The sequence below is a fragment of the Nitratidesulfovibrio sp. 1201_IL3209 genome (assembly GCF_036763125.1).
GTDB lineage: Bacteria > Desulfobacterota > Desulfovibrionia > Desulfovibrionales > Desulfovibrionaceae > Cupidesulfovibrio.
The window spans coordinates 206,066-232,917 of sequence record NZ_JBAIYT010000002.1; the positions used below are offsets into that span (position 1 = coordinate 206,066).

General features: G+C 67.6%; 28 protein-coding genes. 14 read left to right on the top strand and 14 right to left on the bottom strand.

Annotated features, from left to right (window positions below):
- Positions 1-317: 317 nt before the first annotated feature.
- The 3 genes from V6B97_RS02435 to V6B97_RS02445 all read left to right on the top strand — a co-directional run bounded on the left by V6B97_RS02435 (position 318) and on the right by V6B97_RS02445 (position 1,947).
- Positions 318-617 carry a phage antirepressor N-terminal domain-containing protein gene (locus tag V6B97_RS02435; protein WP_333504974.1) on the top strand — a complete coding sequence of 100 codons (300 nt, stop codon included), beginning with the start codon at positions 318-320 and terminating at the stop codon, positions 615-617.
- A gap of 336 nt (positions 618-953) precedes the next feature.
- Positions 954-1,631: a recombinase family protein gene (locus V6B97_RS02440; protein WP_333504895.1), complete on the top strand. Its 678-nt coding sequence runs from the start codon at positions 954-956 to the stop codon at positions 1,629-1,631.
- Between the two features lie 22 nt (positions 1,632-1,653).
- Positions 1,654-1,947: a hypothetical protein gene (locus tag V6B97_RS02445; protein ID WP_167127659.1), complete on the top strand. Its 294-nt coding sequence runs from the start codon at positions 1,654-1,656 to the stop codon at positions 1,945-1,947.
- 311 nt (positions 1,948-2,258) lie between these two features.
- Here the strand turns inward: V6B97_RS02445 and V6B97_RS02450 are convergent, their stop codons facing one another.
- Positions 2,259-2,792: an ATPase gene (locus V6B97_RS02450; protein WP_333504896.1), complete on the bottom strand. Its 534-nt coding sequence runs from the start codon at positions 2,790-2,792 to the stop codon at positions 2,259-2,261.
- A 980-nt stretch (positions 2,793-3,772) separates the two neighbouring features.
- Between V6B97_RS02450 and V6B97_RS02455 the strand changes: the two genes are divergently transcribed.
- Positions 3,773-4,528, top strand: a complete 756-nt coding sequence (locus tag V6B97_RS02455) for a motility protein A (protein ID WP_333504897.1) — start codon at positions 3,773-3,775, stop codon at positions 4,526-4,528.
- Positions 4,518-5,261, top strand: a complete 744-nt coding sequence (locus V6B97_RS02460) for an OmpA/MotB family protein (protein ID WP_333504898.1) — start codon at positions 4,518-4,520, stop codon at positions 5,259-5,261. The genes V6B97_RS02455 and V6B97_RS02460 overlap by 11 nt, the downstream gene beginning before the upstream one ends.
- 93 nt (positions 5,262-5,354) lie before the next feature.
- Here V6B97_RS02460 and V6B97_RS02465 read toward each other — a convergent pair whose 3' ends face one another.
- Complete coding sequence (locus tag V6B97_RS02465) at positions 5,355-5,597, bottom strand: GlsB/YeaQ/YmgE family stress response membrane protein (protein ID WP_333504899.1); 243 nt, start codon at positions 5,595-5,597, stop codon at positions 5,355-5,357.
- Between the two features lie 378 nt (positions 5,598-5,975).
- Between V6B97_RS02465 and V6B97_RS02470 the strand changes: the two genes are divergently transcribed.
- Positions 5,976-6,413: a hypothetical protein gene (locus tag V6B97_RS02470; protein WP_333504900.1), complete on the top strand. Its 438-nt coding sequence runs from the start codon at positions 5,976-5,978 to the stop codon at positions 6,411-6,413.
- Between the two features lie 105 nt (positions 6,414-6,518).
- Here V6B97_RS02470 and V6B97_RS02475 read toward each other — a convergent pair whose 3' ends face one another.
- Both V6B97_RS02475 and V6B97_RS02480 read right to left on the bottom strand, forming a co-directional pair.
- Positions 6,519-7,586 (bottom strand): hypothetical protein, encoded by a 1,068-nt coding sequence (locus V6B97_RS02475; RefSeq protein ID WP_333504901.1) that lies wholly within the window; start codon positions 7,584-7,586, stop codon positions 6,519-6,521.
- Positions 7,587-7,643: 57 nt separating this feature from the next.
- On the bottom strand, positions 7,644-9,341 hold the full coding sequence (locus V6B97_RS02480) for a cobyric acid synthase (protein WP_333504975.1): 1,698 nt from the start codon (positions 9,339-9,341) through the stop codon (positions 7,644-7,646).
- 250 nt (positions 9,342-9,591) lie between these two features.
- On the opposite strand from V6B97_RS02480, the gene V6B97_RS02485 reads away from it, so the two are divergent.
- Positions 9,592-11,772 (top strand): AsmA family protein, encoded by a 2,181-nt coding sequence (locus tag V6B97_RS02485; RefSeq protein WP_333504902.1) that lies wholly within the window; start codon positions 9,592-9,594, stop codon positions 11,770-11,772.
- Positions 11,773-11,863: 91 nt separating this feature from the next.
- Positions 11,864-12,355, top strand: coding sequence for a peroxiredoxin (locus V6B97_RS02490; RefSeq protein WP_333504903.1), 492 nt, complete (start codon positions 11,864-11,866; stop codon positions 12,353-12,355).
- A 137-nt stretch (positions 12,356-12,492) separates the two neighbouring features.
- On the opposite strand, the gene V6B97_RS02495 is transcribed toward V6B97_RS02490, so the two are convergent.
- The 8 genes from V6B97_RS02495 to V6B97_RS02530 all read right to left on the bottom strand — a co-directional run bounded on the left by V6B97_RS02495 (position 12,493) and on the right by V6B97_RS02530 (position 18,265).
- Positions 12,493-13,422 (bottom strand): Tim44 domain-containing protein, encoded by a 930-nt coding sequence (locus tag V6B97_RS02495; RefSeq protein WP_333504904.1) that lies wholly within the window; start codon positions 13,420-13,422, stop codon positions 12,493-12,495.
- A 237-nt stretch (positions 13,423-13,659) separates the two neighbouring features.
- Positions 13,660-14,058: a response regulator gene (locus V6B97_RS02500; RefSeq protein ID WP_333504905.1), complete on the bottom strand. Its 399-nt coding sequence runs from the start codon at positions 14,056-14,058 to the stop codon at positions 13,660-13,662.
- Between the two features lie 267 nt (positions 14,059-14,325).
- A complete protein-coding gene (locus V6B97_RS02505) occupies positions 14,326-15,114 on the bottom strand; it encodes a DUF4198 domain-containing protein (RefSeq protein ID WP_333504906.1) in 789 nt (262 codons plus the stop codon).
- Positions 15,115-15,302: 188 nt separating this feature from the next.
- Positions 15,303-16,106 (bottom strand): ComF family protein, encoded by an 804-nt coding sequence (locus V6B97_RS02510; RefSeq protein WP_333504907.1) that lies wholly within the window; start codon positions 16,104-16,106, stop codon positions 15,303-15,305.
- Between the two features lie 3 nt (positions 16,107-16,109).
- Positions 16,110-16,742 carry a flavodoxin family protein gene (locus tag V6B97_RS02515; RefSeq protein WP_333504908.1) on the bottom strand — a complete coding sequence of 211 codons (633 nt, stop codon included), beginning with the start codon at positions 16,740-16,742 and terminating at the stop codon, positions 16,110-16,112.
- A gap of 2 nt (positions 16,743-16,744) precedes the next feature.
- Entirely contained in the window at positions 16,745-16,966 is a 222-nt protein-coding gene (locus V6B97_RS02520) for a hypothetical protein (protein ID WP_333504909.1), read from the bottom strand.
- Positions 16,967-17,099: 133 nt separating this feature from the next.
- The gene (locus V6B97_RS02525) at positions 17,100-17,732 is read right to left on the bottom strand and encodes an MBL fold metallo-hydrolase (RefSeq protein ID WP_333504910.1); all 633 of its coding nucleotides are present in this window, start codon (positions 17,730-17,732) and stop codon (positions 17,100-17,102) included.
- Complete coding sequence (locus V6B97_RS02530; RefSeq protein WP_333504911.1) at positions 17,729-18,265, bottom strand: nitroreductase family protein; 537 nt, start codon at positions 18,263-18,265, stop codon at positions 17,729-17,731. The genes V6B97_RS02525 and V6B97_RS02530 overlap by 4 nt, the downstream gene beginning before the upstream one ends.
- A 276-nt stretch (positions 18,266-18,541) precedes the next feature.
- On the opposite strand from V6B97_RS02530, the gene V6B97_RS02535 reads away from it, so the two are divergent.
- Both V6B97_RS02535 and V6B97_RS02540 read left to right on the top strand, forming a co-directional pair.
- Positions 18,542-21,115: a tetratricopeptide repeat-containing diguanylate cyclase gene (locus V6B97_RS02535; RefSeq protein ID WP_333504912.1), complete on the top strand. Its 2,574-nt coding sequence runs from the start codon at positions 18,542-18,544 to the stop codon at positions 21,113-21,115.
- Positions 21,116-21,322: 207 nt separating this feature from the next.
- The gene (locus V6B97_RS02540) at positions 21,323-22,303 is read left to right on the top strand and encodes a hypothetical protein (protein WP_333504913.1); all 981 of its coding nucleotides are present in this window, start codon (positions 21,323-21,325) and stop codon (positions 22,301-22,303) included.
- A gap of 134 nt (positions 22,304-22,437) precedes the next feature.
- Here V6B97_RS02540 and V6B97_RS02545 read toward each other — a convergent pair whose 3' ends face one another.
- Positions 22,438-23,304 (bottom strand): YitT family protein, encoded by an 867-nt coding sequence (locus V6B97_RS02545; protein ID WP_333504914.1) that lies wholly within the window; start codon positions 23,302-23,304, stop codon positions 22,438-22,440.
- A 220-nt stretch (positions 23,305-23,524) separates the two neighbouring features.
- On the opposite strand from V6B97_RS02545, the gene V6B97_RS02550 reads away from it, so the two are divergent.
- The 4 genes from V6B97_RS02550 (at position 23,525) to V6B97_RS02555 (ending at position 25,024) form a co-directional block, all read left to right on the top strand.
- Positions 23,525-24,196 carry a CBS domain-containing protein gene (locus V6B97_RS02550; RefSeq protein WP_333504915.1) on the top strand — a complete coding sequence of 224 codons (672 nt, stop codon included), beginning with the start codon at positions 23,525-23,527 and terminating at the stop codon, positions 24,194-24,196.
- A gap of 276 nt (positions 24,197-24,472) precedes the next feature.
- Positions 24,473-24,622: a BrnT family toxin gene (locus V6B97_RS17380; protein ID WP_442935453.1), complete on the top strand. Its 150-nt coding sequence runs from the start codon at positions 24,473-24,475 to the stop codon at positions 24,620-24,622.
- Positions 24,577-24,756 carry a BrnT family toxin gene (locus tag V6B97_RS17385; protein WP_442935454.1) on the top strand — a complete coding sequence of 60 codons (180 nt, stop codon included), beginning with the start codon at positions 24,577-24,579 and terminating at the stop codon, positions 24,754-24,756. The genes V6B97_RS17380 and V6B97_RS17385 overlap by 46 nt, the downstream gene beginning before the upstream one ends.
- Positions 24,716-25,024, top strand: coding sequence for a BrnA antitoxin family protein (locus V6B97_RS02555; RefSeq protein ID WP_333504916.1), 309 nt, complete (start codon positions 24,716-24,718; stop codon positions 25,022-25,024). The genes V6B97_RS17385 and V6B97_RS02555 overlap by 41 nt, the downstream gene beginning before the upstream one ends.
- A gap of 306 nt (positions 25,025-25,330) precedes the next feature.
- Here the strand turns inward: V6B97_RS02555 and V6B97_RS02560 are convergent, their stop codons facing one another.
- Positions 25,331-26,743: an outer membrane homotrimeric porin gene (locus V6B97_RS02560; protein WP_333504917.1), complete on the bottom strand. Its 1,413-nt coding sequence runs from the start codon at positions 26,741-26,743 to the stop codon at positions 25,331-25,333.
- Positions 26,744-26,852 lie beyond the last annotated feature (109 nt).

Genomic DNA, 26,852 nt, shown 5'->3' on the forward strand with positions numbered 1-26,852 from the left:
ACGGCTCATCGCGCTCCGTATCCGCATTGTCAAAATAGGCATAGTATTCTTTATCATACACAACAGACTTCATCACATCATCAAGGCCTCTGGCTGCAATAAGCTCACTCTGAAGCCTAGTATTCTCTTCATACAGGTCAAGCACTGCACTTCTCAAGCTAACAAACATCTCCATCAACTCCGGATCGTGGTTAGCTGTTTTTCGCAAATGAGATGCAATATCCTTCGCCAAATCTACAGCCGCTTTTGCTTCTTGGAAAATCATTACAACCTCCACGTTTCCTCGAAGTTAGCCCATCACACAGCATTTCGCCACCATCCTCGCCGACGTCACCGCCGACGACCGCTGCTACTTCTTGCCCCGCCATGTGTGCGAGGCGCTGGGTATCGACTGGAAGTCCCAACATGTGAAAATCAAGGCCGATCCGGTGCTTACCAAAGGTGTGGTGAAAATCACCACGCCTTCCGCTGGCGGTTACCAACGTACCCTCATGCTCCCCATCGAGTTCCTGTCCGGCTGGCTCTTCACCATCAAGAAGGTCCGTCCCGAAGTGCAGGACAAGCTGAATGTCTTCCGGGCCGAAGGCTTCGTGGCCGGACACCCCGGATGTTTCTGACACAAAAATCTGACAGCCCATCTCCTATACCGACCAAGACCCATTCCCCCCATACCGAGGGGTCAATCCATATGGGGGTGGTCGTCCACCTGCCCACCGTAACACGACGGGCCGTTTTCCATCGTAGGAACCCCGCTACCACCATACCCCAACCCATCCCCGACCATCATCCGTTCCGCCGCTCTCCGGCCATCCTCGTGCGCTACCTTGGGCCGGGACGCTGGCCGGGGACAGCCACGACCACTGCCCACCACTTCCCGGTTGACGCCCTGCCTCTTCTTTGTTTACAAACCCCCCTAACGTTCGTTAGCGAGTTCTGTAAGCACGGAGACCACGATGGGACGAGACCTCTTTGTTTCCTACCTACGAGTATCGACGACCAAGCAAGGCGCATCCGGCCTTGGCCTTGAGGCACAGCGGAAGGCGGTAGCCGACTACCTGAACGGCGGGGACTGGACCCTGCTGGGCGAGTATGTGGAGGTGGAGAGCGGACGGAAGAACGACCGTCCCGAACTGCTCAAGGCGCTGGAACACTGCCGCCTGACTGGAGCGAAGCTGGTCATTGCCAAGCTCGACCGCCTGTCCCGCAATGCCCACTTCCTGATCGGGCTTCAGGAAGCCGGAGTGCCCTTCGTGGCTACCGACATGCCGAACGCCAACGAGTTGACCGTGGGCATCATGGCCCTCGTTGCACGGGAGGAACGGAAGGCCATCTCATCCCGGACCAAGGCCGCCCTTGCCGCAGCTAAAGAGCGAGGGGTCAAGCTGGGGTGCCCCACCGGGGCGTCTCACCTCCGGCAGTACGGCAACGCCGCCGGAGTGGAAGCCGTGAAGCAGAACGCCGACGCACGGGCGCAGGGGCTTCGGTCCCTTGTCGAATCCATCCAGGCATCGGGGATCACGTCGGCCAAGGGGATAGCCGAAGAGTTGAACCGTCGTTGTGTTGCCACCCCTCGCGGTGGTAAGTGGCATGCATCAAGCGTTAGCAACCTCATCGCAAGATTATGTCCGTGACGATGCTCAGAAAGGAGTCCACATGGTAGTCTATCCCATCAGAGTCCACGTCAAAGGATACAGCGGAAGCAATCAGAGAAAGCGTGAAAAACTACACAACGACATTGCTGTAGCCCGCAAGCTTGAGGAGTACACCAACACCGAATTTAAACGTCGCATGGAGCTTGGCGTTGATTCCTGCGTCTTTCTGTACGCGAACATTGCCCGCGCGACCGGCGTTGATGTCGAAACAGTGAGTAGGTTGATGTTCTCCGTTGACTGCGGTTCAAATGGGTTCACGATCTGTGCTCCCGGACACGATCCATTGGCGCGGTAGCTACCCTGTCAGCTACAGTTTTTTTGCCTAACCGACGACTTGCCCCGGATACACCCCCTTGCTACAAACGCTCTCTAGGCCCTTCGACGGACCTGAAAAAATCAGTGATTTCGGCAGGAAAAATATCCGAACTGCCGAATCTCTCCCTCTCCGCCAGAATTTTGCGGCAACGCAATCGAGAAAGACCGGAAGCCCCAGCAACAGGGACTTCCGGTCTTTCTTTCGTCCGGTTCCGGGGCGTTCGCGGCCAGGCAAGACAGCGGCCCGGAAGTGTATCCGGGCCGCTTGTCATTGCGATTATGCGGGTGCCGTCACGCTGCCGGGCGTGCAGGACGGAACGCGCCGGGTTCCGTGCCGTTTTCGACCAGCCGCACGTTGGCGTAGAGGTTGCGCATGCGCAGGATCAGTATGGAAGCCTGCTCAAGCAGACTTCCCAGGCTGGAAATCACATAGCCCCTGACCCGTGCGTCGGCATGGACGCTTTTCATCAGCTTGACCAGCCCCACGAGGTACACATGGGCCTGGTCGAGCAATTCGCGGAAATCCCTGGCCGTGTATTTTTCCAGAAGTTCCCGCTCATGCCGGAGCGTGGACGGCGAAAAGTAATAGCTGCGCGTTTCACCGACAGCCTCCACGTCTCCGGCGTCGGCGTCCGGCGTGCCGGAGCCGCCGGGCAGGAGCCTTTCCGCGTCGTTTCCGGCGGGCGGCATTTGCCCGCAGCAGACGAGCAGAGCCTGCGCGGCCTCCCGGAGGTTGTGCGCCAAGGCGGCGAGTTCGGCAGGGTCGGGATGTTGCGGAAGGTTCCGAGGAGGTGAATGCGGGGCATTCGGGGAAGAAGCAGACATGGTAAGGCTCCATTGGGTTAGTAGTATCGGCACTTGGAGATGAGAAATGCCGGGACTCAACTGCGCCCAATGAGCGCTGCTCTTATTCCCCCGAAGGGTATTGTATTCGGAGCTATCGACCCGGCAATGCATGCTGATGGCGACAAGTCGCACAAGAAAAAACCCAGCATAATGCCGGGCAGAGTACGCGCTACGTTTTACCAGCTGCGCGTGCTGCCATTGGGAGTAGTGAAGAAAAAATACCCCAAGCGAAGAAAGGCGTCAATCAGCCCACACCGGCAGCCTCCGCGTCTCCGGCGTCAGTGCCCGGCGTGCCGGAGCCGCCGGGCAGGGGCCTTTCCGTCCCGTTTCCGGCGGGCGGCAGTTGCCCGCAGCGGACAAGCGAGGCAGTGCGGCCTCCCGGAGGCTGCGCGCCAAGGCGGAGAGTCCGGCAGAATCCGGCAGGGTCCGGATGTTACGGAAGGTTCCCAGACAGTGAGTGCGGGACTTTCGGGGAAGAAGCAGGCATTGTTGATGGAAAGTTGCAGCAGAAGCAGTTGCCGGAAACCTTCCGCACCGGCAACGGCGCTTCCTTGAGCCCCGGCGCCACCCCTCGGCAACTCCATCCCAACCCCCATGGTGGGCGGCCCCGCACGTTTTTTCCGCGCCAACCCGGTTCCGCAGTCCCCCTTCCTGCCATAATCCCCAATATATCTAGCGGGCACAGCGTGTTGCGTGAAAACTCACCCCCTTGGCACTTGCATTTCCAGGGGGGTTGCACCAAGATGCTGCACTAGGTTTGCCCGCATTTTCCCAAGACTACGACGCAAGGCCGCTTTCATGGCAAGCGCCGCTGCCGCGTCATGCCCTTTCCGCAACGCCGCAGCGCTTCCGTGCGTCCGCACCGGGCGGTTGCGACGCGCACGCGGGGGAAACGTGGCGGGCGGGCCGCCGCGACAAGCGGGACAACATTGCGGGGCACTTCCCCGGGAGTACGGCGCATGGACATCGCAACCCTCTTCGGCCTCATCGTCGGACTTGCCATGGTCTTCGGGGCCATCATGGGCGGGGGTTCCATATGGCTGTTCGTGGACCTGCATGCCTTCATGATCGTGGTGGGGGGCTCGCTGGCGGCCATCTGCATCAACTTTCCGCTCAACCAAGTGCTTCAGGCATTTCGCGCCGCAACCAAGACACTGATGATGCGCGAATTCTCCGACGCCGACGTGGTGAACACCATGGTGCGCATCGCCGAACTGAGCCGCCGCGAGGGCATCGTGGCCCTGGAGCACGTGCACACCAACGACGCGGTGCTCAAGAAGGCGTGCATGCTCATCGCCGACAACGCCGGGCCGGAACTGATCAAGGATTCGCTGCTCATCGAGATATCCTCGCTGTGCAAGCGCCATTCGGTGGCCCAGAACGTGTTCAAGCGGCTGGGATTGCTGGCCCCTTCGCTGGGCCTTACCGGCACGCTGATCGGCCTGGTGCAGATGTTCGCCAACCTCGACAATCCCAAGAGCATCGGCCCGGCGATGTCGGTGGCCATGATCTGCACCTTCTACGGGGCCATGCTCTCCAACCTCATCCTCACCCCCATCGCGGGCAAGCTGGCCGCGCGCACCCAGCTTGAGGTGCACCGGCTGGAGATCATCTTCGAGGGGGCCAAATGCATCCTCGAAAACAACAACCCGCGCCTGGTCTACGAAAAGCTGTCCTCGTTCCTGGCCCCCAAGGAGCGCCGCTATGCTCGATAGGGATGAACGCAGGAAGGCCATGGAACCCGATGGCGACGACCAGGCCATCTGGCTGATCACCACCTCGGACCTGTCCCTGCTGCTGCTGGCCTGCTTCGTGCTGCTCTTTTCCATGTCCTCGGTGGAAAAGGGCATGTTCTCCGACTCCATCAACTCGGTGCAGCAGGCCCTGGGCGTGGGGGAAAGCGCGCGCATCGTGCGCCTGAAGGACGAGAAGGTGGGCAGCGTGGTGGACGAGGTGATGTACCGCCGCCAGCTGGTGGAGGCCCAGAACCGGCTCTACGCGGAAGTGCGCCTGTTCGCGCAGTCGCGCGGCATGAGCGACATCCTCACCGGCAGCAGCGAGAACGGCAAGATCACCCTGAACATGCCCGCCGGGGTGCTGTTCGAGCCGGGCAGCGACACCATCACGCCGGAAGGCCGCAAGCTGTTGCAGCACATGTACGACCTGTTCGTGCGCCACCCCGACCAGGACATCAACGTGCGCGGCTTCACCGACAGTTCGCCCACCCCTCCGGGCGGACGGTTCCGCGACAACTGGGATTTGTCCTCCGCCCGGGCCATCAACGTGCTGCGCGCCCTGCTGGACATGGGCATAGCCCCGCACCGCATCACCGCCACCGGCCTTGCGGACATGAACCCGCTGTTCCCCAACACCACGGAAGAGAACCGGGCCAGGAACCGCCGCGTGGAATTCGTGCTGGAAAAGCAGATCCTGCGCGACAACACGTAGCGGCGGCGGCCTGCGGGCAATGCCGCGAGCCCCGTGCGACCTGGACAACGCGGGGCCGCGCCGGACCTTGCCGCCCAGCCCGACCCCGCCGCATCAGTTCCGCTTTATCAGGCCCACCAGGAACAGCAGCACGATGGCGCCCACCACGGCGGTGACCAGCGATCCGGTCATGCCGCCGCCGTGCACGCCCACCATGCGGAACAGAAAGCCGCCCAGCACCGCGCCCACCACGCCCACGGCCATGTTGCCCAGAAAGCCGAAGCCGCGCCCCTGCATCAGCTTGGCGGCCAGCCAGCCTGCCAGCGCGCCCAGCAGCAGAAACCAGATGATGCCCATGGATGTGTCCTCCCGTTGTGTTCGGGGGCGCGCGGCAACGGCGCCCGCCGGGGTTGCACCTTCCATGGTACCCGCAGCCCGGAAAAATGTCTGCCCCCCGCGCGGGCGCGGGATGTTTCCGCGTCCGGCGGGGGGCATGCCGTGCCCGGCATCCTTCACGCCACCATCCGCCTGCCGTCAGCCCGCCATCAGCCCATTATCCGCTGACCGCACCCGAGCGCAGGGAATTCCCCACCGTGCGCGTGGTTGCCCGCGACGCGTGCGGGGGTGTATGCTGCGGGCAGTACCGTGCCGGGCCTTGCCGGATACCATGTCCCGGTTTTCGCGCCCGGCGCGCCCGCCATCCGCAACCGTCACCCAACCGTAAGGGAGGTTCCCATGCGCACCCTCGTGCTTGTCTTCGCCCTGCTGCTGTTGCCGGGCGCGGCCACCAGCGCCCACGCCGTGCTCGGGCTGTTCGAGAACGACTACCGGGTGGTGTTCGACGCCGTGCCCGACATCAAGGACGAAAAGATATACCTTGGCGAATCGGTGATGGGCGACATCACCAAGCGCGAACTGAAGGGCAACAACGTGGTGCTCACCGTGGACGTGAAAAGGGAGTTCGTGGGCAACATGGTGGACACCACGGTGTTCGTGGTGGAAGACGGCCGCCTGAAGCACGCCACCCTCGGCCAGTCGTCCACGCCGCTGAACAAGGGGGCCAACGTGCTGGGCTTTACCGATGCGCTGCACCTCAACCTGTTCAAGGCCAAGGCGGCCATGAACGATCTTGGCGACTACCTGCGCAAGAAGGCCGACGAACTGGCCAAGTAGCGGGGGGCGCGGCCGGAAGGGCCCCGGACGGCCGGACGCAAGGCAGGGGAATGGAAACACGGCCTGGCCGGAAAGCGGGAACACGCCCGCCCCGGCCGGGCCCGGCTATTCCAGCCGGCCGAGCATGATGGAGGTCACCAGCCGGTGCCGCGAAACGCCGCCCCGCCACCAGTAGGCCACGGGGTGGCCGGTGGCGTCGGTGGCCAGGCCGATGACCCCGGTGCCCACGCCGCCGATGCCCGGCTCTCGCGTATCCCTGGGCAGTGCGGCAAGCCATGCGGCGCTGCCCCGTTCGATGCCGGGGGCGATGGCCGGGGACGCCTCCACCTCCGGCGGCCGGGGCTGGCCAAGGGTGGTGCCGGGCACGGGTTCCCTCGCCGGTTCCATCACCGGTTGCGTGGGCCGCGCGGCTTCGGATTCCGGGCTGCCCGCCTCGCGCATGGCGGCCAGGTCGCCGTGCGGGCTCAGGGTACAGTCGGCCACGGGCAGCAGCACTTCGCCGGGCCGGGCCGGATTGGAGCGCGGACCGCCCAGCGCCACCATGACGTGGCCGGTGGCGGAACTGGCGCTGCGTTCGGCGGGCCGCAGCCACGCCACCACGTCGCCGGGGCGCAGGTCGGAAACCCGCTCCAGCCGCAGCCAGCCCGTGCCGTCACCTCGCGGCCCGGCGCACAGGATGCTGCGGTGGAAGTCCTCGGCCCGGGGGCGGTAGTGCTTGCCGCTGCGGTCCACGGTGGCCAGCGCCGAGGGGTTCACCTCGTACAGCAGCATGGACAGGAAGCCGGAACAGTTCAGTTCGAACCGGCCGGTCTCCTCGTCCACCACGTAGTTGCCGGTGTAGCGGGTGCTGCGCACCTGCGAGAGCACGCGCACCGCCTCCGCGTACAGGGCCCTGGCCCCTTCGGTGGCGGGCTGGTCGCCGAAATTCGGCATGTGGACAATGGGCGCTGGGGCGGGGGCGGCGACGGAAGCGGGGACGGGGGATTCGGAAGACGCGGGGGAGGGAGACACGGGGGAGGTCATGGCGTCGGAAGCGGGCGCCGCTGCCTGCGGCGCGGCCTCTTCGGCCGCCACGGCGGACACGGCGGGCAGGGCCGCCAACAGTCCCGTCAGCAGACACGCCAGCAGGCACCGGGCCGCCATGCGCGAAATCCGGCCGAAACCATCCGGCATGGCCCGCGCCGCAGCCCGTCTCTCTCCGTCAGTACACATCGCCTCTCCTTTTCGGCATCAGGCCCGCGTCAGGCCCAGCATACCGTAAATGGCGTCCATGTCCACGGCGGCGCGCACGGCGTCGGCCAGCCGGTCCAGCGCCGGGTCCAGCGAATAGGGGGCCACCACCCGGCCCAGCGGAGCCAGCCCCCGGCGTGCGCGCAACCCGTCCAGAAAATGCCTGCGGAAGCCGTCGGCGTCGAACACCCCGTGCAGCGAGGTGCCCCACACCCGCTCCCGTGGCCCGGTTCCGGCGGACCAGCCCAGCGCGCCGCCGTCCTCGCGCAGCAGGAAGGCGCGCGCGGTGTCCGCGCTGGCCGCGTCGCCCGGGTTTCCCGCGTCACCGGACCCTGCACTCCCCTCTCCAACGGTTATCCCGTGCCGGATCTCGTACCCGGCCACCGGCAGGCCGCTGTACGGGTGCACCCCGGCCGTGCGGCGCAGGGTCTTTTCCGCCGCCAGTTCGGTGCGCACCGGCAGCAGGCCCAGCCCGTCCTCGCACCCGCCGCCTTCCAGTCCCAGCGGGTCGGCCACGGAAAGGCCCAGCATCTGCAACCCGGCGCAGATGCCCGCCACCACCGGCCCGTCCGGGTCGCGCGCAAGGCGCGCCAGCGCATCGGCCATGCCCGAGGCGCGCAGGGCACGCAGGTCGCCGGTGGTGTTCTTGCTGCCGGGCAGGATCACCGCGTCCGGGTGGCGCCCCCCCGGTCCCCCCGATACGGCCGGTCCCGCGAGGTCCGCCGGGGTGCGGGCCACGCGCAGCCGCACGTCCGGCTCGCCGCGCAGGGCGTCCACGTCGGTGAAATTGCTGATGTGCGGCAGGTCCACCAGCACGATGTCCAGCGCATCGCCGCCGCCTTCTCCCGCCGCGCCGCCGCCCAGGTCTCGCAGACCACGCAGACCGCCCAGACTGCCCAGACCGGGCAGACCGGGCAGCCCTTCCTTGAAGGTCACGGAATCCTCTTCCGGCAGGCTCAGGTCGCGCAGGTACGGCACCACGCCCAGCACGGGGCGGCCGGTCCGTTCCCTCATGAAGTCCAGCGCCGGGTCCAGCAGGCTGGCGTCGCCCCGGAACTTGTTCAGCAGGTAGCCCGTCACCAGGTCGCGCTCCCAGCCGTCCAGCAGTTCCATGGTGCCCACCAGCGCCGCGAACACCCCGCCCCGGTCGATGTCGCCCACCAGCAGCACCCGCGCCCCGGCGTGGCGGGCCATGGCCATGTTCACGATGTCGTGGGCCTTCAGGTTGATTTCCGCCGGGCTGCCCGCCCCTTCGATGACCATCACGTCGTGCTCCGCCGCCAGGCTGTCGTAGGCGGCAAAGGCCGCGTCGCGCGCCCGTGGCTTGTAGTCCACGTACTGGCGCACCCGCATGACGCCCACCGGCCGCCCCATGACGATGACCTGCGAACCCACGTCGGAACAGGGCTTCAGCAGCACCGGGTTCATGCGCACGTCCGGGTCGAGGCGGCAGGCCGCCGCCTGCACCGCCTGCGCCCGGCCCATCTCCAGGCCGTCGGGGGTGACGCAGGAATTGAGCGCCATGTTCTGCGCCTTGAACGGGGCCACGCGCAGGCCGTCCTGCAAAAAGATGCGGCAGAACGCGGCGGCAAGGATGCTCTTGCCCGCGTTGGAGCAGGTGCCCTGCACCATCAGGGCGGGAGTGCGGGGGGCGGGAGCGCGGGGAACGGCGCGGGTGGATGCGCCGACGGGGGGCATGGGCTGCGTGGCGGGCTTCATGACGGGATTCATGGGCCAAGGTCTAGCGCGAATCGGACCGGTCCGCCAGAGCGTCCGGCCCCGCTCCCCAATCCGCGGACGCCCCAATTCCCCTCCATGCCTTGCCCCAACATCCCCGGTGGGTTATCTTTGGGGAAGGTTCGGGCTTCCCTTCTTCCGCCGCCGTGCCGCGCGGCCCCCGGCCCGCGCCCGCTGCCCTCTTCGGCAACCCCAAACCGGGAGCACCGCCATGAACAGAACGCTCAAACTCGTGGCCGCCGCCATCGGCGCCCTGGTCATCCTTGCCGCGGCGGCCGTCGCCATCGTGGTGGCGACCATCGACCCCAACGACTACAAGGGCCGCATCGCCGACGCCGCACGCTCGGCCACCGGCCGCGAACTGGTCTTCGACGGCGACCTCTCGCTGTCCTTCTTCCCATGGCTGGGCATCGCCTTCGGCCCCATGCACCTCGGCAACCCGCCGGACTTCCCCGGTGCGGGGGCGGGGGCCGCCCCGTCTGCCCCGGCAGGCGACGACGACGTCTTCCTGCGCATCAAGGGCGGCGGGCTGCGCGTGGCCTTCATGCCGCTGCTGTCCAAGCGGGTGGAGGTGGCGGAGCTGATTCTGGACGGGCCGCACCTGAATCTGGTGCGCGCCGCCGACGGCCGGACCAACTGGGACTTCTCCAAGCCTGGCCAGGCCCCCGGCGCGTCCGGCACGTCCGGCGCATCCGGCGCGCAACCGGCCCAGCCCCCGGCATCCGGTTCCTCCGGCTCCTCCAACTCCGCCAGTTCCGGCGGCGCGCCCCTGGCCGTGGCCGTGGACACCCTGTCGGTGAACGGGGCCTCGCTGTCCTTCCGCGACCTGGCCACCGGACAACAGTTCCGCGCCCGCGACCTGAACGTGGACGTCAACGGCCTGGCCCCCGGCGGCGACCCCGCCGACATCAGGCTGACCGTGGCCATGTCCGGCCAGAAGCCGGACATGGAGGCCGACCTTTCCGTCACCGCCAAGGTCCAGTCCGACCTGGGCGGCTCGGTGCTGGAAGTGAACGGCCTGACCGTGACCCTCACCCCCAAGGGCGGCGTGACGCCCGCCGGGCTCGGCAAGGTGGAACTGGCGGGCGACATGACCTTCCACACCGTGCCGCAGCGGCTGGACATCGCCCGGCTGTCGCTGTCCACCCCCACCATGAAGGTTGGCGCCAACGGCACCGCCGCGCTGGGCGCGCAGTCCTTCGAGGGCATGCTGACCCTGGCCGGTTCGCCGCGCAAGGCGCTGGAATCGCTGGGCACTCCCGTGCGCACGGCCGACCCCAAGGCGCTGGACGCGCTGGACCTCACGCTGGACGTGCAGGCCGCGCCCGCCAAGGTGGACGTGCGCTCCATCATCGGCAAGCTGGACGACACCACCGTCCAAGGCAAGGCATCCGCCATTCAGGGCAAGGCGTCCGCCGTGCCCGGCCCGGTGCAGGTGATCCGGGCGGAACTGGCGCTGGACGCCATCGACGTGGACCGCTACCTGCCCCCGGAAGGTGGGCAGAGCGGGAGCAAGGCGCCGGAGAAGGCCGCCCCCGCCCAGCAGGGCGGCAAGGCGGCTCCCCAGGGCGGCGCGGCCGAGGCCAAGAAGGCCCTGCGCGCCTACGACGCGGACGCCACCTTCAAGGCCGGGCGGCTCGTCGCCTCCAAGGTGCCCATGACCAACGTGCTGGTGCGCCTGGTGGCCGACAAGGGGTTGGTGCGCATCAACCCGCTGAAGCTGAACCTGGGCGGCGGCTCCGTGGACGGCGACATCACCGCCGACACCCGCGCCGAAGCGACGAAGTCGCGCATCGTCACCACCGTGAAGGGGGTGGAGGTGGGCGAATTGCAGCAGGCCGCGCTGGGCAAGCGGCACGTTTCGGCCCGCACCGACGCGAAGACCGACCTCACCGCCACAGGCGACGACTGGAACGCCGCCAAGCACACCCTGGCGGGCACGGCCTCGCTGGCCATGACCCAGGGCACCATCCACGGCTTCCAGATCATCCCCGAAGGCATCAAGGGCGCGGAATCCAGGCGGGCCGGGGCATCGGGCCAGAAGTTCGACAGCCTCACCGCGTCCGTCCGCGCCGACAAGGGCGTGGTCAGCAACAGGGACCTCAAGTTCGTCTCGCCGGGCATCGGCGCCACGGGCGCGGGCACGGCCGACCTTGGCCGCAACGTGGTGGACTACGCCGCCACCCTCGACGTCACCGGCCTGCCCAGGATACCCATCAAGATCAGCGGCCCGCTGGACTCGCCCAGCTACGGGGTGGACCCGGCCAAGATGCTGATGAACACCCTGGAAGGCGCGGGCGGCGTCATCCAGGCCCCGGTGGAAAAGGGCGGCGAGGCGGTGAAGGGCATCGGCGGGGCCATCAGGAACTTGCTGCCCGGCCAGAAGCAGTAGCAACGAAGCGACAACCGCCCGGAACGCATGCCCGCCGCGAGGGCCCCGCGTTCCGGGCGGCATCATGACCGGATACCCACGGAGCACATCCATGAACGAACTGATCTCCGCCGCCTCGCTGTCGGGCAAGGCGGCCCCCGGCTTCAGGCTGGCGGACGCATCCGGCGCGCCGCGCGCCCTTGCCGACTTTGCCGGAAAATGGCTGGTGCTCTACTTCTACCCCAAGGCCAGCACCCCCGGCTGCACGCGCGAGGCGCGCGACTTCACCTGCATGCTGTCCGACTTCGCGGCGGCGGGCGCGGCCGTGGCCGGGGTAAGCCCCGATTCGCCGAAAGCCCTCGGCAACTTCACGCTGAAGCAAGAACTGGGCGTGACCCTGCTGAGCGACCCGGACCGGGCCGTGGCCAGGGCCTACGGGGCCTTCGGCACCAAGATGATGTACGGCAAGGCGGTGACCGGCATCGTGCGCTCCACCTTTCTCATCGGGCCGGACGGCATGGTGCGGGCGGTATGGTCGCCGGTGAAGGTGGACGGGCACGCCCAGGCGGTGCTGGACGAAGTGCGGCGGCTCTCGGCCGGATAACGCCCCCCAGCGTCCGCAGGCACGAACGGAACGGGGCGGTTTCCCGTGGGTTTGCCCACGGAAAACCGCCCCTTCCGCATCATCGATCCGCAGCCCGGCTGGACGGCGCTGCCCGCCGCCCGGCTTCGGCCGCGCCGCTACATTTCCACCTGCTGGATGCCGTCCAGACGCCACATCTCGCTGTCCGAACGCACGAAGTGCCACACCTCGCGCACCTGGCCGGGTGCGTCGGCCTGGGCGTCCTCGCGCATCAGCACGTCGAAGAACACCGTGGCCACGGTGCGGCCCTTCTCTTCGGCGACGGACAGCACGCTGGCGTTGCAGTACAGGATTTCGGTGCGCGAGGGGCCGGGGTCTTCCTGCGCCTGCCGGGTGATTTCCTTGAGTATGTCCGGGGTGGTGAACTGGGCGATGTCGTCCAGGTCGCGCCGGTCCCACGAGGATTGCAGGCGGGTGTAGGCCAGCTTGGCCCCGCGCAGGAAGTCCTCGGTGTCGAAGCCTTCCGGAATGCCGGGGGACGCGGGCTGCGCGGCGGCGGACGCCGCCGGGGCGGACCGCAGGGCGTCCCACCCGGCGCCGGAGCCGGACTGCGCGCCATGGTCGGCGTCGCGGCGCATGCCCCTGTCCGGAGCGGGGCCGGTGGCCGGGGCCGGGGCGCCGCCGCCGCGCCGCGCCGCGAAGAACTTCAGTGCCATGAACGCCACCAGCGCGATGAGCAGCATGTCCACCATGCCCACGCCGCCGAAGCCGCCGCCGAACAGCAGCGAGCCAAGCAGGCTGCCCGCCAGCATGCCGCCCATGATGCCGCCGAAGCCGCCGAAGCGGGAACGCGGAGCCTGCTGCGGCGCGGCGGGGCCGGGCTGCTGGGTCTGCTGCTGCCGGTTCATGTTGGGCCCGGCGGGCGAGGAAGGCGAAGGCTGGGTGGGGGTGAAGCTGCGCTGGTAACTGGGGCTGCCGCCGAACGACCTGCCCCCGCCAAGACGCTTGGCGTCGGCAAGGTCGGTCATGCTCAGGCAAAAGGCCACGGCCACGGCCAGGCAACAGGCAATAATCCGGGTACGGGTCATGGGTACTCCCGATGGTTGCGTGCGGTTGGTCGGAGTCGGGGTAGACTGGCGGGCTGTGCCCACCGGCATACCGCATCAGTTGCGGCCCGCAACGTATCGGGCCGGTGCAACGACGTGGGTGTCGGTGCGGCGTCGGTCCACCATCGAAACGGCGGCATGCGACGGGGCGGCGCTGCGGCACGGGGCCGGATGCGCCGGAGCGGATGCGGGGGAAGGGAAAGGTTTCCCGGAGAAATCCTAGCGAATCACTCCCAACCCCTTCAGCATCTGCAGGAACAGCTGACGGTCGATGGGCTTGGGCACGTACGACGTGGCCCCGCCCTTGTAATAGGCTTCCACCACGTTGCGCGGATCGTCGAGGGCCGTGGTCATGACCACGGGCACCTCGTCGGCCGGGGCCACCCCGCGCTCGCGCTCCAGGGCGCGGATGCGCCGCAACGCTTCCTGTCCGTCCATCTCGGGCAGCATGATGTCCAGACAGACAAGGTCGTACGGTTGCTGCGTGTTCAGTGCCGCCGCGAACGCCTCCACCGCCTCGACGCCACTGACGGCGATGTCGCAGGCCCCGTAAGGCGAAAGGATGGTCTGCAGGAACTTGCGGCTGGTGAAATCGTCCTCGACGATGAGCACGCGCATGAAAGCCTCCGAACCGGTTCTGGCGCCGGGACCGGTGCGCCGTGGGGCCGCGCCGGTGGCGTTGGGGCAATCATAAGGTTTCGCCCGTGGAATGCAAGTCATCGCGGGGCAACCTATCACGCGCCCTGCCCTTTTCACGCGCGCCGGTTGCGCTCCGGCCGGGGCCATCCCGCCAATGCGGCAACGCCCGGCCCCGGCGAAGCCGGAACCGGGCGCGCAGCGTCGGCCATGCCCGGCGGGGTGCCCCGCCGCGCGTTATTTGGCGCGTTATTTGGCGGGCTTGAAGGCGTCGAAGCGGGTCCACAGCACCGCGCCGATCTCCACGTCCTTCATGGCGCCGTCGGGACCCTTGACCTGCTCGGGCGCGGTGGTCAGCGCGGCAAAGCCCCACCAGCCGGCCAGCGGGCAGGCCACGGTGAACACGCCGTTGGCGTCGGTCCTGACCACCTGGGTCACGTGGAATTCGGTGGGCGCCGCGTACTTGCCCTGGGCGTTGTAGTATTCCACCTCCACGTCCACGCCGGGGGCGGGCTTGCCGTCCAGCATGGCCACGCCGGTGAACACGCCGCCCGCGTAGTTGCCGAAGGGCCGGGTAAGGGGAATGATCTCGAACTTCAGCCCCGCCGGGGTGTCCCAGCCGTCCTCGTTGCCGAAGGCGGGCACCACCACCTTGGTCAGGTGCTGGATGTAGCAGTCTTCTTCCGGTTCCCAGTACAGCTTGGGCTCCATGGTGAACATGTACACGCCGGGCCTGGGGAAGGTGAAATCGGTCTTCCAGGCGGTCTTGCCCATGACCTTGGCTTCCTTCAGCGCGGCCAGCAGGTCGGTCCGCTCGGTCTTGTCTCCGTCCACCCGCAGCACGCCGAAGGCTTGCGGCCGCTCCAGGTTCATGCCGTGCCCCTCGAAGGGGTGCGAGAACGACAGGGTGACGGTGGTGGCCCGCTTGGCGGCGGTGGCCACCGGGGCGTCGGGGATGATCATGCCGAAGTGGGCAAGGGCCGGGGCCGCGGTGACGAGCACCAGCGCCAGCGCGCCGACGAGCCTGCGAAGCTGCATGGGACACTCCTTTCCTGTTGATATGCGTGTGGGAATACGAAGCGTTAAATATGCGATGCTTCGTTACACGAAATAGATGGTCGTGTCACCATGAAATGCGGACAATGGCGGGCACGGAGGGCGGCCGCGAGGCGGCAAAAATGAAACCGCCCGCCCTGCCGGGCGCTGAAAGCGCGGGAAACCGGCGGCTATCCCCGCCGGTCGGGATGGGCCGGGGTGCGCGCCACCACGGCGCAGTCCACCGCCACGGCACCGGCCCGCAACAGGCAGTCCACGGCGCGGGCCAGCGTGGTGCCGGTGGTGCAGATGTCGTCCACCAGCAGGATGCGCCTGCCGCGCACGTCCGGATGGGCGGTGAAGGCCCCGCGCAGGTTGCGGCGGCGTTCCTGCCGCGAAAGGCCCGTCTGCGGCCGGGTGGGCGCCACGCGCGTCAGCCAGCCGGGCCGCAGCGGCGCGCCCAGGGCGACGGCGGGCAGGCGCGCCAGTTCCAGACACTGGTTGCAGCCCCTGCGGCGCAGCCGTTCCGGGTGCAGCGGCACCGGCACCACCGCTCCGGGCCGGGGAAGGTCCGCGCAGGCCGTGGCCAGCAGACCGCCCAGCAGCCGCGCGGCGGCGTGGTCCTCCGAAAACTTCACGCGCAGCACCAGATGGCGCAGCGCCCCTTCGTACAGGCCGTGCATGCGGAAGGCCGCCCACGGCGGCGGGGCGGCCAGGCAATGGACGCAGGGGGTGTCCGGCAGGGTGGGCAGGGCGTGCGGCGCGCCGCAACGCGGGCAGATGCCGCCCCGGCGCGGGGCCAGGGCACGGGCGCAGGCCGGGCACAGGGCCGGGGCATGGGCATGGGAAGGGGATTCCGGCGCGCCGGATGGTGTGGCCGGGTGCCCGTCGCACGGCCTGCCGCAGGCGGCGCAACGCACCTCGGCCAGGCCGCAGGCGCGCGCCCACGCTCCCAAATCGGCCAGACCGGCCAGACGGGCCAGAAGCGAACGCACCTGCTACTGGTTCACGGCCATGGCCTGGCCGTCGAACATGGCCCGCGCGGCGTTGCCGCCGTATTCCAGCACCCGCGCGCAGGTCACCGGGTCGTTGGCGATGTCGTCGGGTCCGTCGTAGCCCGCCAGCAGCAGCGGTTCGGCCAGGGTGATGTTGAACGCCGCCAGGAAGTAGCGCAGCGTCAGCAGGCTGCCGTCAAAGATGCGCTCGCCCTTCTTGCGCCCGGCCACCAGGGCCACCCAGGCCGTGCGGCGCGGCAGGGACAGCAACCTCTCGTCGCCGTCCTCGCGCCGCAGCCAGTACGACTGGCCCCGGTCGATGAACGCCTTGAACATGGCGGGCAGGTGATAGAAGAACACCGGCGCGGAGAAAAACAGCGCGGGCGCCTCGAACAACATGGAGAACAGCGGCGCGCTGCGGTCGGTGCCCTCCAGGAAGCACCAGCCGTTGGGGTCGTGCTGGCAGCGGTAGCAGGACACGCAGGGGCGCACCTCGTACTGGCGCATCAGCGTAACCTCGATGTTGCCGCCCGCCTCGGCGAAGCCGCGCGCGAACAGCGCGGCCAGCTTGTCGCTGTTGCCGTTCGCCCGCGGGCTGCACGAAATCGCCCGGGCCGGAATGGTGCTTGCGTTCATGGCTACTCCTTGCCGTGCCCCCCGGTGTGGCGTCCCCCACCGGCATCGTCTGGCCCATTCATCGCGTCCGGCCCGGCATCCCGCGCGGGCTCCGGCTCCGGCGCGCCCCGCCGGAAGCGGACTTCCGCATGGCCGTCGTGCCGGACGACCTCGGCCCGCCAGCCGGAAACCGTGTGCAGCGCGCCCAGCGCCGCATCCACGGACCCGTGGCCGACCAGAAACACCAGAACCGCATCCGGCTTGAAACGGAGATACCAACCTACCTCCAGGCCCACCCCTCAGCAGGTGGCGCGCAGGTCCACCATCAACGGTTCCGGCATGTCCATACGCTCCGATATAACAGCTTGCGCGTAAACACTACAGGGAAAACTCCGTAAAGTACGGGTTGTTCAATTTCTCCGCGCCCACGGTGGTCTCCGGCCCATGGCCCGGGTAGACCACGGTGTCGTCGGGCAGGGTGAAGATCTTCTCCACCACCGAGCGGCGCAGGGCGTCCAGGTCGCCGCCGGGAAAGTCCGTGCGGCCGATGGATCGGTGGAACAGCAGGTCGCCCACGATCACCGCGCCCGCCTGCGGGAAATGGAACGACAGGCTGCCCGGCGTGTGCCCCGGAGTGGCCAGCACCCGGCAGACGAGGGGGCCCAGGTCCAGGTCGCCCTCTTCCACCGGCCGGTAGCTGAAGGGGGCCACGCGCGGAAAGCCGAAGGCCCCGCCGCGCCCCAGTTCCGTCTCCATCAGGAAGGCGTCGGCCGCTCCCGCCAGCACCGGCGCGCCGGAGGCCTCCGCCAGGGCGGCGGCGCCGTAGATGTGGTCGAAGTGCAGGTGGGTGATCAGGATGTGCGTGAGCGTGAGCTTGTTCCTTTCCGCATACTGCAACATGGGACGCGGCGTGCCGCCGGGGTCCACGGCCACGGCCGCCCCATCCAGGTGCACGAGATAGCCGTTGGTCTCCAGCGGCCCCATGGGAAAGGTGGAAATGCGCGGCTTCACAGGGCCTCCAGCAGCAGTTCTTCAAGGGGGACGCGGCTGGACGAGCCGCGCTGGGCGGGACGCCCGGCCGCGATGAGGGCCATGAATTCGTACCGTCCGGCGGGCAGGCCCAGGGCCTGTTCCACCTGTTCCGCCTGGTTGACGATCTCGCCCAGCCACACCGCGCCCAGGCCCAGCGCGTGGGCGGCCAGCAGCAGGTTCTGGATGCACGCGCCCGCGCCCTGGTGGTCCTTCATGGGGTGGTAGCACGCCTCGCGGTCGAGGAACACGGCCACCAGCACCCCGGCGTCGCGCACGATGCGGGCGTACTTGGTGCAGCCCGCCAGCGCCTCCTGCCGGGGGTCGCCGCGCTGCACCGCCAGAAAGCGCCACGGCTGGTTGTTCAACCCGCTGGGCGCCCAGCGGGCCGCGTCCAGCATGGACACGATCTCGTCGCGGGTGACCGGCGCATCGGTGAAGCGCCGGATGCTGCGCCGCCCGTGCAGGGCGTCGAGCACGGCGCGGGCTTCTGTGGGAATATGGAGTTCCGTCATGGGAGTGCTCTCGGGAAATATGTCTGGGGTATGTTCTCGGAAAGTGCGCCCGACTCGCGCGATGGCAAGAAGCGGCGCGAACGGGAAACGGATGCGCGCCTGCCCGGCCCATGCCGGTCCGGCCTGACTGGACATTCGGGACCATAGCCCAAGCCACCGCACGGTTCAACCGGCACCCGCACGCCGGGCGGAATGCCACCCCGCACCGGCCATGGCGCGCCATGCCGCGGGCACGTCCGCACGCCTTTCCAACAGTGCGGAAAGACGGTATAAGCCATGCCCATGAAGCAGCCCACCGCCACCCGCGCCGCCGCGTCCGCCAAATCGGGCAAATCGGACAGATCGGACAGATCGGACAGATCGGACAGATCGGGCAGTCCCGCCCAACCCGCCGCCCAGCCCGCCGCCGGGACTTCCGCCGCGTGCCGTCCCGCACGCCCCGAACATCTCGTCCAGCTCAACCGGCGCGACCTGATCGCTTTCGAACACCGCCTGCGCGACGCCATGGCCCGCGTGCTGTCCTTCAAAACGTACAGCCTGTATTTTCCCCGCGCCGCCAGCGGCCCGGAACCGCTGTGGCTGCCGCAGGAGCGCAAGCTGCTGGTGCCCCTGCTGCACCAGGGCGAGCAGCTTGGCGTGTTCGTGGCGCGCGGGGTGGCCGCGCGCACGGTGCGCGCGCTGTCGCCGGTGCTGCCGGGCGTGGCCGCGCTGTGCCTGGAAAACCTGCAACTGTACAAGGCCAGCCTGACCGACCCGGTGACCGGGCTGGCCACCAGGCAGCACTTGCTGGACGCCATCGCGCGCGAGGTGGACTGCATCCGCGACTGCTTCTCCACCGCGTCGGAGGGCAAGTGCGACCTGGCCGCCGGGCACCGGGCCAGCATGGGTGTCATCGCCGTACGCCTGGGCAGCCTGCGCGAGGTGGCGCGCGACCACGGCTACGTCTTCGCCGACCGGCTCATCGCCGCGCTGGCCGAAGAACTGCGCAACGCCGCGCCGGAACAGGCCCTGCCCGCCCGCACCGGAGACTTCGAGTTCGCCCTGTTCGTGCCCGCGGGCACCTCCGGCGGCTGCCGCAAGCTGGCCGTGGACATGGTGCGCCGCCTGCGCGGGGTGACCATCACCTGCGGGCTCACCGACGAGCCCGTGGGGGTGGCCGTTTCCGCCGGGTTCGCCGTCTACCCGCAGGACATGGAGGGCGCCGCCTTTGCCCGCGACCACGGGGAACAGGCCCGGGTGCTGCTGCGCAAGGCCCGCCTTGCCGCCGCCGTGGCCGTGGAGGCCGCGGCCCTGCCGCCCGGCGACGGAGACGGCAAGGGCGACGCGGCCCCCGGCGTGCCGGTGATGGGCTTTTCGCGCATCCTGGCCGAAGGCGGCCGGGTGCTGGAAACCCTGCCCCTGTCGCGGGTGGTGGTGAGCCTTGGCGGCAACATGAACGCCCGCGAAGGGCAGCGCTTTTCCGTGTGGTCGGTGGCCTACCCCGTGCGCGGCGGCTCGCAGGAGCCGCGCCAGCCCCTGTACAAGGGCGAGGTGGTGCTGATGGAGGTGCGCGACAACACCTCGCTGGCCGAAATCATGCATGTCGGCGACCCCACCTGGCCGGTGGAGCCCGGCGACCTGCTGACCCTGCTGCCCGAGGAAAAGGGCGTCACCGTGCGCGACGGCGGCGAGGCCCCGCGCACCGATCCCCTGACCGGCCTGTTCCGGCACGGCGACTTTCTGGCCCGCTGGAGCGCCGAACGGGAGCGTTGCGACGCCTTCTCCCTGGCGCTCGTCCGCCTGTCCGACGAAGGCCGCGAGCCGGAAGGCCGCGCCGCGCACCCGGAGCAGCTCATGGCCGAGGCCGCCCAACTGTGCCGCGACCTTCTGGGGCCGCAGGCCCTGGGCGGGCGCTACGGCCTGAACAGCCTGATCTTCTTCCACCCCGGCATGACGCCGGATGGAACGGACGGGGCGGACGGGGCGCGGGAAGTATACGGCGCGCTGTGCCATGAACTGGAACGCCGCCTGCGCATCGGGGCCGCCGTGGGCGTGGCCTGCCATCCGTATCTCAGCTACCGCAAGGCCGACGCGCTGGAAAACTGCCTCAAAGCCCTGGAATACGCCATGCTGCTGCCCCCGCCGCGTGTGGGCGTGCTGGATTCGCTGGCCCTGAACATCAGCGCGGACAAGCGCTACAGCCTGGGCGACACCTTCGGGGCCATCGAGGAATACAAGCTGGCCCTGCTGGCGGACGAAACCAACACCATGGCCTGGAACTCGCTGGGGGTGTGCATGGCGGGCCTGGGACGGCACTCCGAGGCGCGCCGCCACTTCGGCGAGGCGCTGGCCCGCAAGCCCGGCGACCCCATGGCCCTGTACAACCTGGGCACCGTCTGCCAGTCCGAGGGCGAAACGGCCGAGGCGCGCGACTGCTTCCGCAAGTGCCTGCGCAACGCGCCGGGCCACGTCTACGCCCTGATCCGTCTGGGCCAACTGGCCGAGGGCGAGAAGCGCTTCGCCCAGGCCCGGCAGTACTACACCAAGGCCGCGAAACTGGATGGCGGCGCGGCGCTGACCTGCCGCCACCTGGCCCGGCTGTGCATGCGCCAGGGCCGTCCGGACGAAGCCCGCGAACACCTGCACGAGGCGTTGCTGCACAATCCGCAGGACGCCATCGCCCTGCAACTCATGGCCCGGCTGTACCTGGACGGCGGCGAGGATCCGGAAATCGCGGAGGTCATGGCCCGGCAGAGCGTGGCCCTGCGGCCCGACCTGAAACAGGGCTGGCTGGAACTGGCCCGCGCCCTGCAAGCGCGCGGCCGCGACCACGACGCCCGCGAAGCCCTGCTGCGCGCCGGGGAGCGCTGAGAACCAGCGCCGCTCCCCTTGCGCCCTGGCAATTGATTGGGTACGCTTTCAGTGTGAGGGCCCCGATGCCCGGAACGCCACGGACGTTCCCCCGTCCCACCGCAACCGCGACGGCCCATGGCCGCGTGGCCGCAGCCCGTCCCTTTTGCCCCGCCGGCGCCCAGGCCGGACCACATGGACCCCGCCCCCCCATCATCCGAACCGCACTTGCGACGCATCGCCTGGAACGGCCTGAGCCTTTCCGCCCCGCCCGACTGGCAGCCCGCCAACGTGGAACACCACTTCTTGGCGCTGGCACGGCACGGCCGCACCGCGCTGGAATGCGCCTGGCGGCCCGACCCCGCCGAATTTTCCGTCCCCCGCCGCCGCGCGGCCCTGGAACGCCAGAACCGCCGCCTTCCCGGCTTCACCGCCGACCCGCGCCGGGTGCCCGCCCGCTGGGCGCAGGTGCTGGCCGCCTTGCGCCCCCGGCTGGCCTACGTGCCCTTTGCCTGGCACGGGGGCTGCGGCGCCCTGTGCCACGACGCGGAGGCACTGTGCACCGTTGAAATCCGCTTTCCCGCCGGGAACACGGCCGCCCATGGCGGCGGGGGAACCGCCGGGCCGGGCACGACGCCCGCCGTCACCCGCCTGCACGCCCCGGAACCGGACGAGGCGGCCCTGCTGGAGGCGGCCACGGTGCTGGCCACCCTGCGCCTGCACCCCCGGCACGAGGCCATGCCCTACCGGCTGCACGACATGGAGCTTTCCGTCCCCCCCGGCTTCGCCCTGCGCGACTTCACCTTCCGGCCGGGGTTGTGCGCCCTGCGCTTTCGGCGCGGCGCGGACACCCTGTCCGTAGAGCGCCTTTCGCCCGCCAACGTGGTGTTGCAGGGGCTGCCGCTGCGCCACTGGGCCGCCCGCCGGGCCGGGGTGGATACCCGCGAGGTGCGCTCCCGCCTGCCGTACTGCCAGCCGCCCCGCGCCCGCGAAACCGCCGTCTGGCAGCGCACGCTGCGCCGTCCGCTGCTGGGGGCGCTGCCGGTGCTGCGCGGGCTGTCCCGTGGCCCCACCCGCGAGGAGGGCGCGGCATGGCTCATCGGCGACGAAAACAAACTGGTGACGGTCTGCCTGCGCAGCGCCGGACAGCCGGAGCCCGATACCCTGACCGTCCTGTGCGCCAGCCTGCACCTCATCGAGGAAGACTGACGCCACGGGTGTTACGCGAAAATGATGCGGCGGACAGGGTATCCCTCCTGCCCGCCGCCGTATTCATGAAGCCACGAGGGCGCTGTCCGGTCGGTCGATCCGGCCCGGTCCCGCAATGCCCGTATCCGTGCCGCCTAGTACACCTTGCGCCTGGAAAAACCCGTCCCCAACACGTTGAAGGTGTTCTCCACGATCATGAACGCATTGGGGTCGTGCCGGAACACCGTTTCCTCCAATCGCTTCAACTGGTGGTTGTGCACCACGGTCATCAGCACCTGCTTTTCCCGTCCCGTGAACGCACCCTTGCCTTGCAGGAATGTGGCTCCACGATGCAGGTGCTGCAAAATTTCCGCAGCAATGCATTCCGAGCACTCGGAAATGATGAACACCATCTTGCGCTGGTTGAACAGTGAGTGCACGTAGTCCATGACCTGCGAATAGGTGTACACCAGAATCACGGAATAGAGCACCATGTCCACGTCCAGCGTGGCCAGGCCCACCATGAACAGCACGAAGTTGTAGAGAAAGCTCACCTGCCCCACGCGCATGCCCCAGCGCTGGTGCAGCATGATGGCGATGATGGTCATGCCGCCCTCGCTGCCCAGCGAACGCAGCACGATGCCGAGGCCCGCCCCGCACACGGTGCCCGCCGCCACGGCAGCCAGCAGCGGATTGGCGATGTGCGCCTGCCAGGTGATGAACTGCGCGGCGATGGTGGTCACCGCCGTGCCGTACAGGCTGTACAGGAAGAAGCGGCGGCTGACGAACAGCCAGCCCAGCACGAAGATGGGCAGGTTGAGCAGCACGTACCACAGCGCCGGCGACAGCGCGTCCGTGGCGTAGTAAATGTAGATGCCCGTGCCGAAGATGCCGCCGGAGATGAACCCGTGCGGCACGGCGATGGACTTCATGCCCAGGGAGAACAGCGTGCCGCCGATGGTCAGCAGCGCAAGGTTCCACCACACGGTCATGCTGACGTTGCGCAATTCCCTTTCGAACATGCTGCTTCCCCTGATGTTGCCCGCACCCGGCATGGCGTGGCGGCGCCCGCTCCGCCCAGTTTCGCCCAGTTCCGTTCAGTTCCGTTCAGTTCCGCCCCATTCCCCCGGCCGGGCGCCCGCCGGGTGGTTGTGCTCCCGCCGGAAACAGGTATAGAATGGTTCCAACAGGATACCCTAGAACATCAACGCACGCCATCCGCGACCAAGGAGGTTTCACCATATGCTCATCCGCGAATGGATGACCAAGGATGTCATCACCGTCACGTCTGACACGTCCATGATGAAGGCGTCCAAGATCCTCAAGGAGAACCGCATCCGCCGCCTGCCCGTGGTGGACGCCGAAGGCCGCCTGATCGGCATCGTCTCCGACCGGGACATCAAGGAAGCCTCCCCCTCCAAGGCCACCACGCTCGACATGCACGAGCTGTACTATCTGCTTTCCGAAATCAAGGTCAAAGATATCATGACGCGCGACCCGTTCACGGTGCGCGCCGACGACACGGTGGAAACCGTAGCCCTGAACATGATCGAGAAGCGCATCGGCGGCCTGCCCGTCATCGACGACAACGGAAAGCTGGTGGGCATCATTTCCGACAGCGACGTGTTCAAGGTGCTCATCACCATCACCGGCGTGCGCCACGGCGGCGTGCAGTTCGCCTTCGAACTGGAGAACACCCCCGGCACGCTGAAGCCCATCGTGGACACCCTGCGCGAACACAGCGCACGCATCATCTCCATCCTCACTTCCATGGACGATGCCGGCGGACCCACCCGCCGCGTGTACATCCGCATCCTGCCCATGGACCGCGCCGAAGAAAACCGCATCATCGAAGCGGTGAAGAATCGCTTCCCGCTCATGTACTGGGCGCGCGACAACGTGCATCCCGCCTAGACAGCGCGGAGAGGACGGAATCCCACCCGGCGATGGCGCGCCCCCAGCAGAATACGGGCAGGATACGAACCGCGCAGGACAGCACACGGCCCGCACACGGAAAGGTGCGGGCCGTTTCGCTTGGGTACAGCCAGCGCCTCTGGGCCCCGCTTTCCGGGTCCGGAAACAGAAAAGCCCCGGCCATCTCCGGCTGGGGCTCTGGCGATATCAACCGTTGGCGTATCTTGACATCGCCCGGATTTGTTGTAACATTTTTATAATGACAACGGCGGCGCCATGAAATTTGAATGGGATCCCGTCAAGGCCGAAAAGAACGCGCCCAAGCACGGCGTCGATTTTGAAGTTGCAGCCCGCGTCTTTCTCGATCCCATGCGCTCGAGGTGTTTGACGCAAACCACGTCGAGGATGAAGACCGTTGGAGAATAATCGGCATGGTAGACCCGGTTGTTCTGGTCGTCATTTATACCGAACGCGGGCCAGCGGGCGAAAGTATCCGTATCATATCCGCGAGGAAGGCCAATGAGCAAGAACGCAAAGCATACCACTCGATTCGAGCTTGATCAGCATAATCCCCCCCCTTTGACCGCCAAGCAGCAAGAAATGCTGGCGGCATTGGCTCGCATGCCCGATGAAGAGATTGACTATTCGGACATCCCGGCCCAGGACTGCATGTACCGCCCGGACAAGAAGATGACCACCGTTCGCATCGATGCGGACGTGCTGGCGTGGCTGAAAAGCGGCGGCAAGGGATACCAGACGAAAATCAACGCCATTTTGCGCCGGGAAATGCTGGCGGCAAAACGCAAGTGTCGGCTTCAGGCTTGTTAGGACATGCTGCGCTTGCAATAAGCAACGTCCTCTTGCGGCCATATCTGGCATGTTTTGCAGGCAAACCCTTGCAGGATGTTTCAACGTTTCCACCCGCTTCAACTGAAAGCGCACTGCCGTACGCGCACAACGCCCCCGTCAGAAATGACGGGGGCGTTGCAGTCCTCTTCCAGAGGGCGTCCCCCGGACGCTGGTTGCTTCACTGGGCAACCCGCGCACCTGCGCCCCGCTTTCCGGGTCCGGAAAATGAAAAACCGGGGGCCTTACGGCCCCCGGCGGGGTGTGCGGTCTCAGGCAGAGTAAGGCTTAGAACTCGTAGATGAAGTTGAAGACCAGCTTCTTGGCGTCGGAGAAGTCGTCCGTGCCCCAGGTGTCTTCATCCATGTCGAGCTTGATCCAGCCCATTTCGACCACGAGGGAGAGATTCTCGTAGATCTTGTAGGTGGTGTCGAAGTTCACTTCGATGGCGCTGTCATCGTCGGTCAGGAACACTTCGCCGCGCTTCGGGGAGAAGAAGGCGGCGGCACCGGCGGTATCCTTGATCACGTCGGCGTCGTTGGTGCCCTGCATGTAGACCACGCGGAACACGTGCGACAGGTTCTCCATGAAGGAGATGTCGGCCAGTTGCAGGCCCACGGCCCAGGTGCCGGCGCCGTTAAGACCGAAGTAGGTGTCCTGGCGGTACACGGAACCGGGGAAGCCGAAGCTGGTCACGCCCCAGCCGGTGGGGGAGATGGAGGGCATGCGTTCGGAACCGTCGGACATGTCGTCGTCTTCACCGGAACCGTACCAGGCCAGGATGCCGGGGGTGACCATGTCGAGCTTGTACTCGGCAAGAGCGGCAACCAGCCAGCCGGCGCGTTCGGCGGACTCGGCGTCGTCGTCGGCGGTCTTGGAGCCGTACACGGCATCGACCTTCAGACCGAAGGGAGCGAAGTAGCTCATTTCAAAAGCCACGCCGCCCCACCAGGCGTTGTAGGTGTCGGAATCCTGGTCGATGCCGCTGCCCATGGCTTCAGCCATGCTCAGCATGCCCTGGGTGAATTCCCAGCCTTCGTTGGTGACATTAGCGAATCCAGCATCCTTGCCCACAGAGGCGTACACGCCGTAGGGGGTGATCTTGAAGCCGTCCAGGGTCACGGGCACGGCCAGGGCGAACACGTCGACTTCATCGAAGTCGTTACGATTCTCGGCGACCGTGTTGCCACTGCTGGAATCGACGGGGCGAGCCCACAGGGCGGTCACGCCCACCATGTCGTTGACGGCGTAGGACAGCGTAAGGGCCGCCACGTCGTCGTCGAAGATGGGGGAGGAAGGCGCCACGGCGCCGGGCAGGGACAGGCCCTGGATACCCATGCGCACCTTCAGTTCGGTGTTGGGCACCAGCCAGTCGATGTACGAACGGCGAACCTTGACGGCCTTGCCGTCGGCGCCCAGGGCGCCGTCTTCACGGCCCCAGACCTGGTGGCCGATTTCGAAGAACACGACGCCCTTCAGGGATTCGCTGGCGATGACGTCGATCTGGGTGCGGAAGCGCTGCGCGGCGGAGAAGTCGTCCTCGCCGTCGCCGCCGTCGTCAGAGGACTTGTAGTCGCCGCTGTCGAGCCACGAGAAGTCGAAGGCCCACACGCCCTTGGCCTTGATGTCGGCGGCCTGCGCGCCGGAGAAGGCGCCCAGCACCAGCGCGAAGGCCAGCATCAGGGTAGCAAAACGTTTCATGAAAGCTCCTTCCTTCTTTGCTGTTGGGGGTGCCTGAAACCACCCGCACTACGTACCCGAAGTTTAAAATTTTGGCAACAATTGTGCGACGGGCGCTTTTTGCCCACCG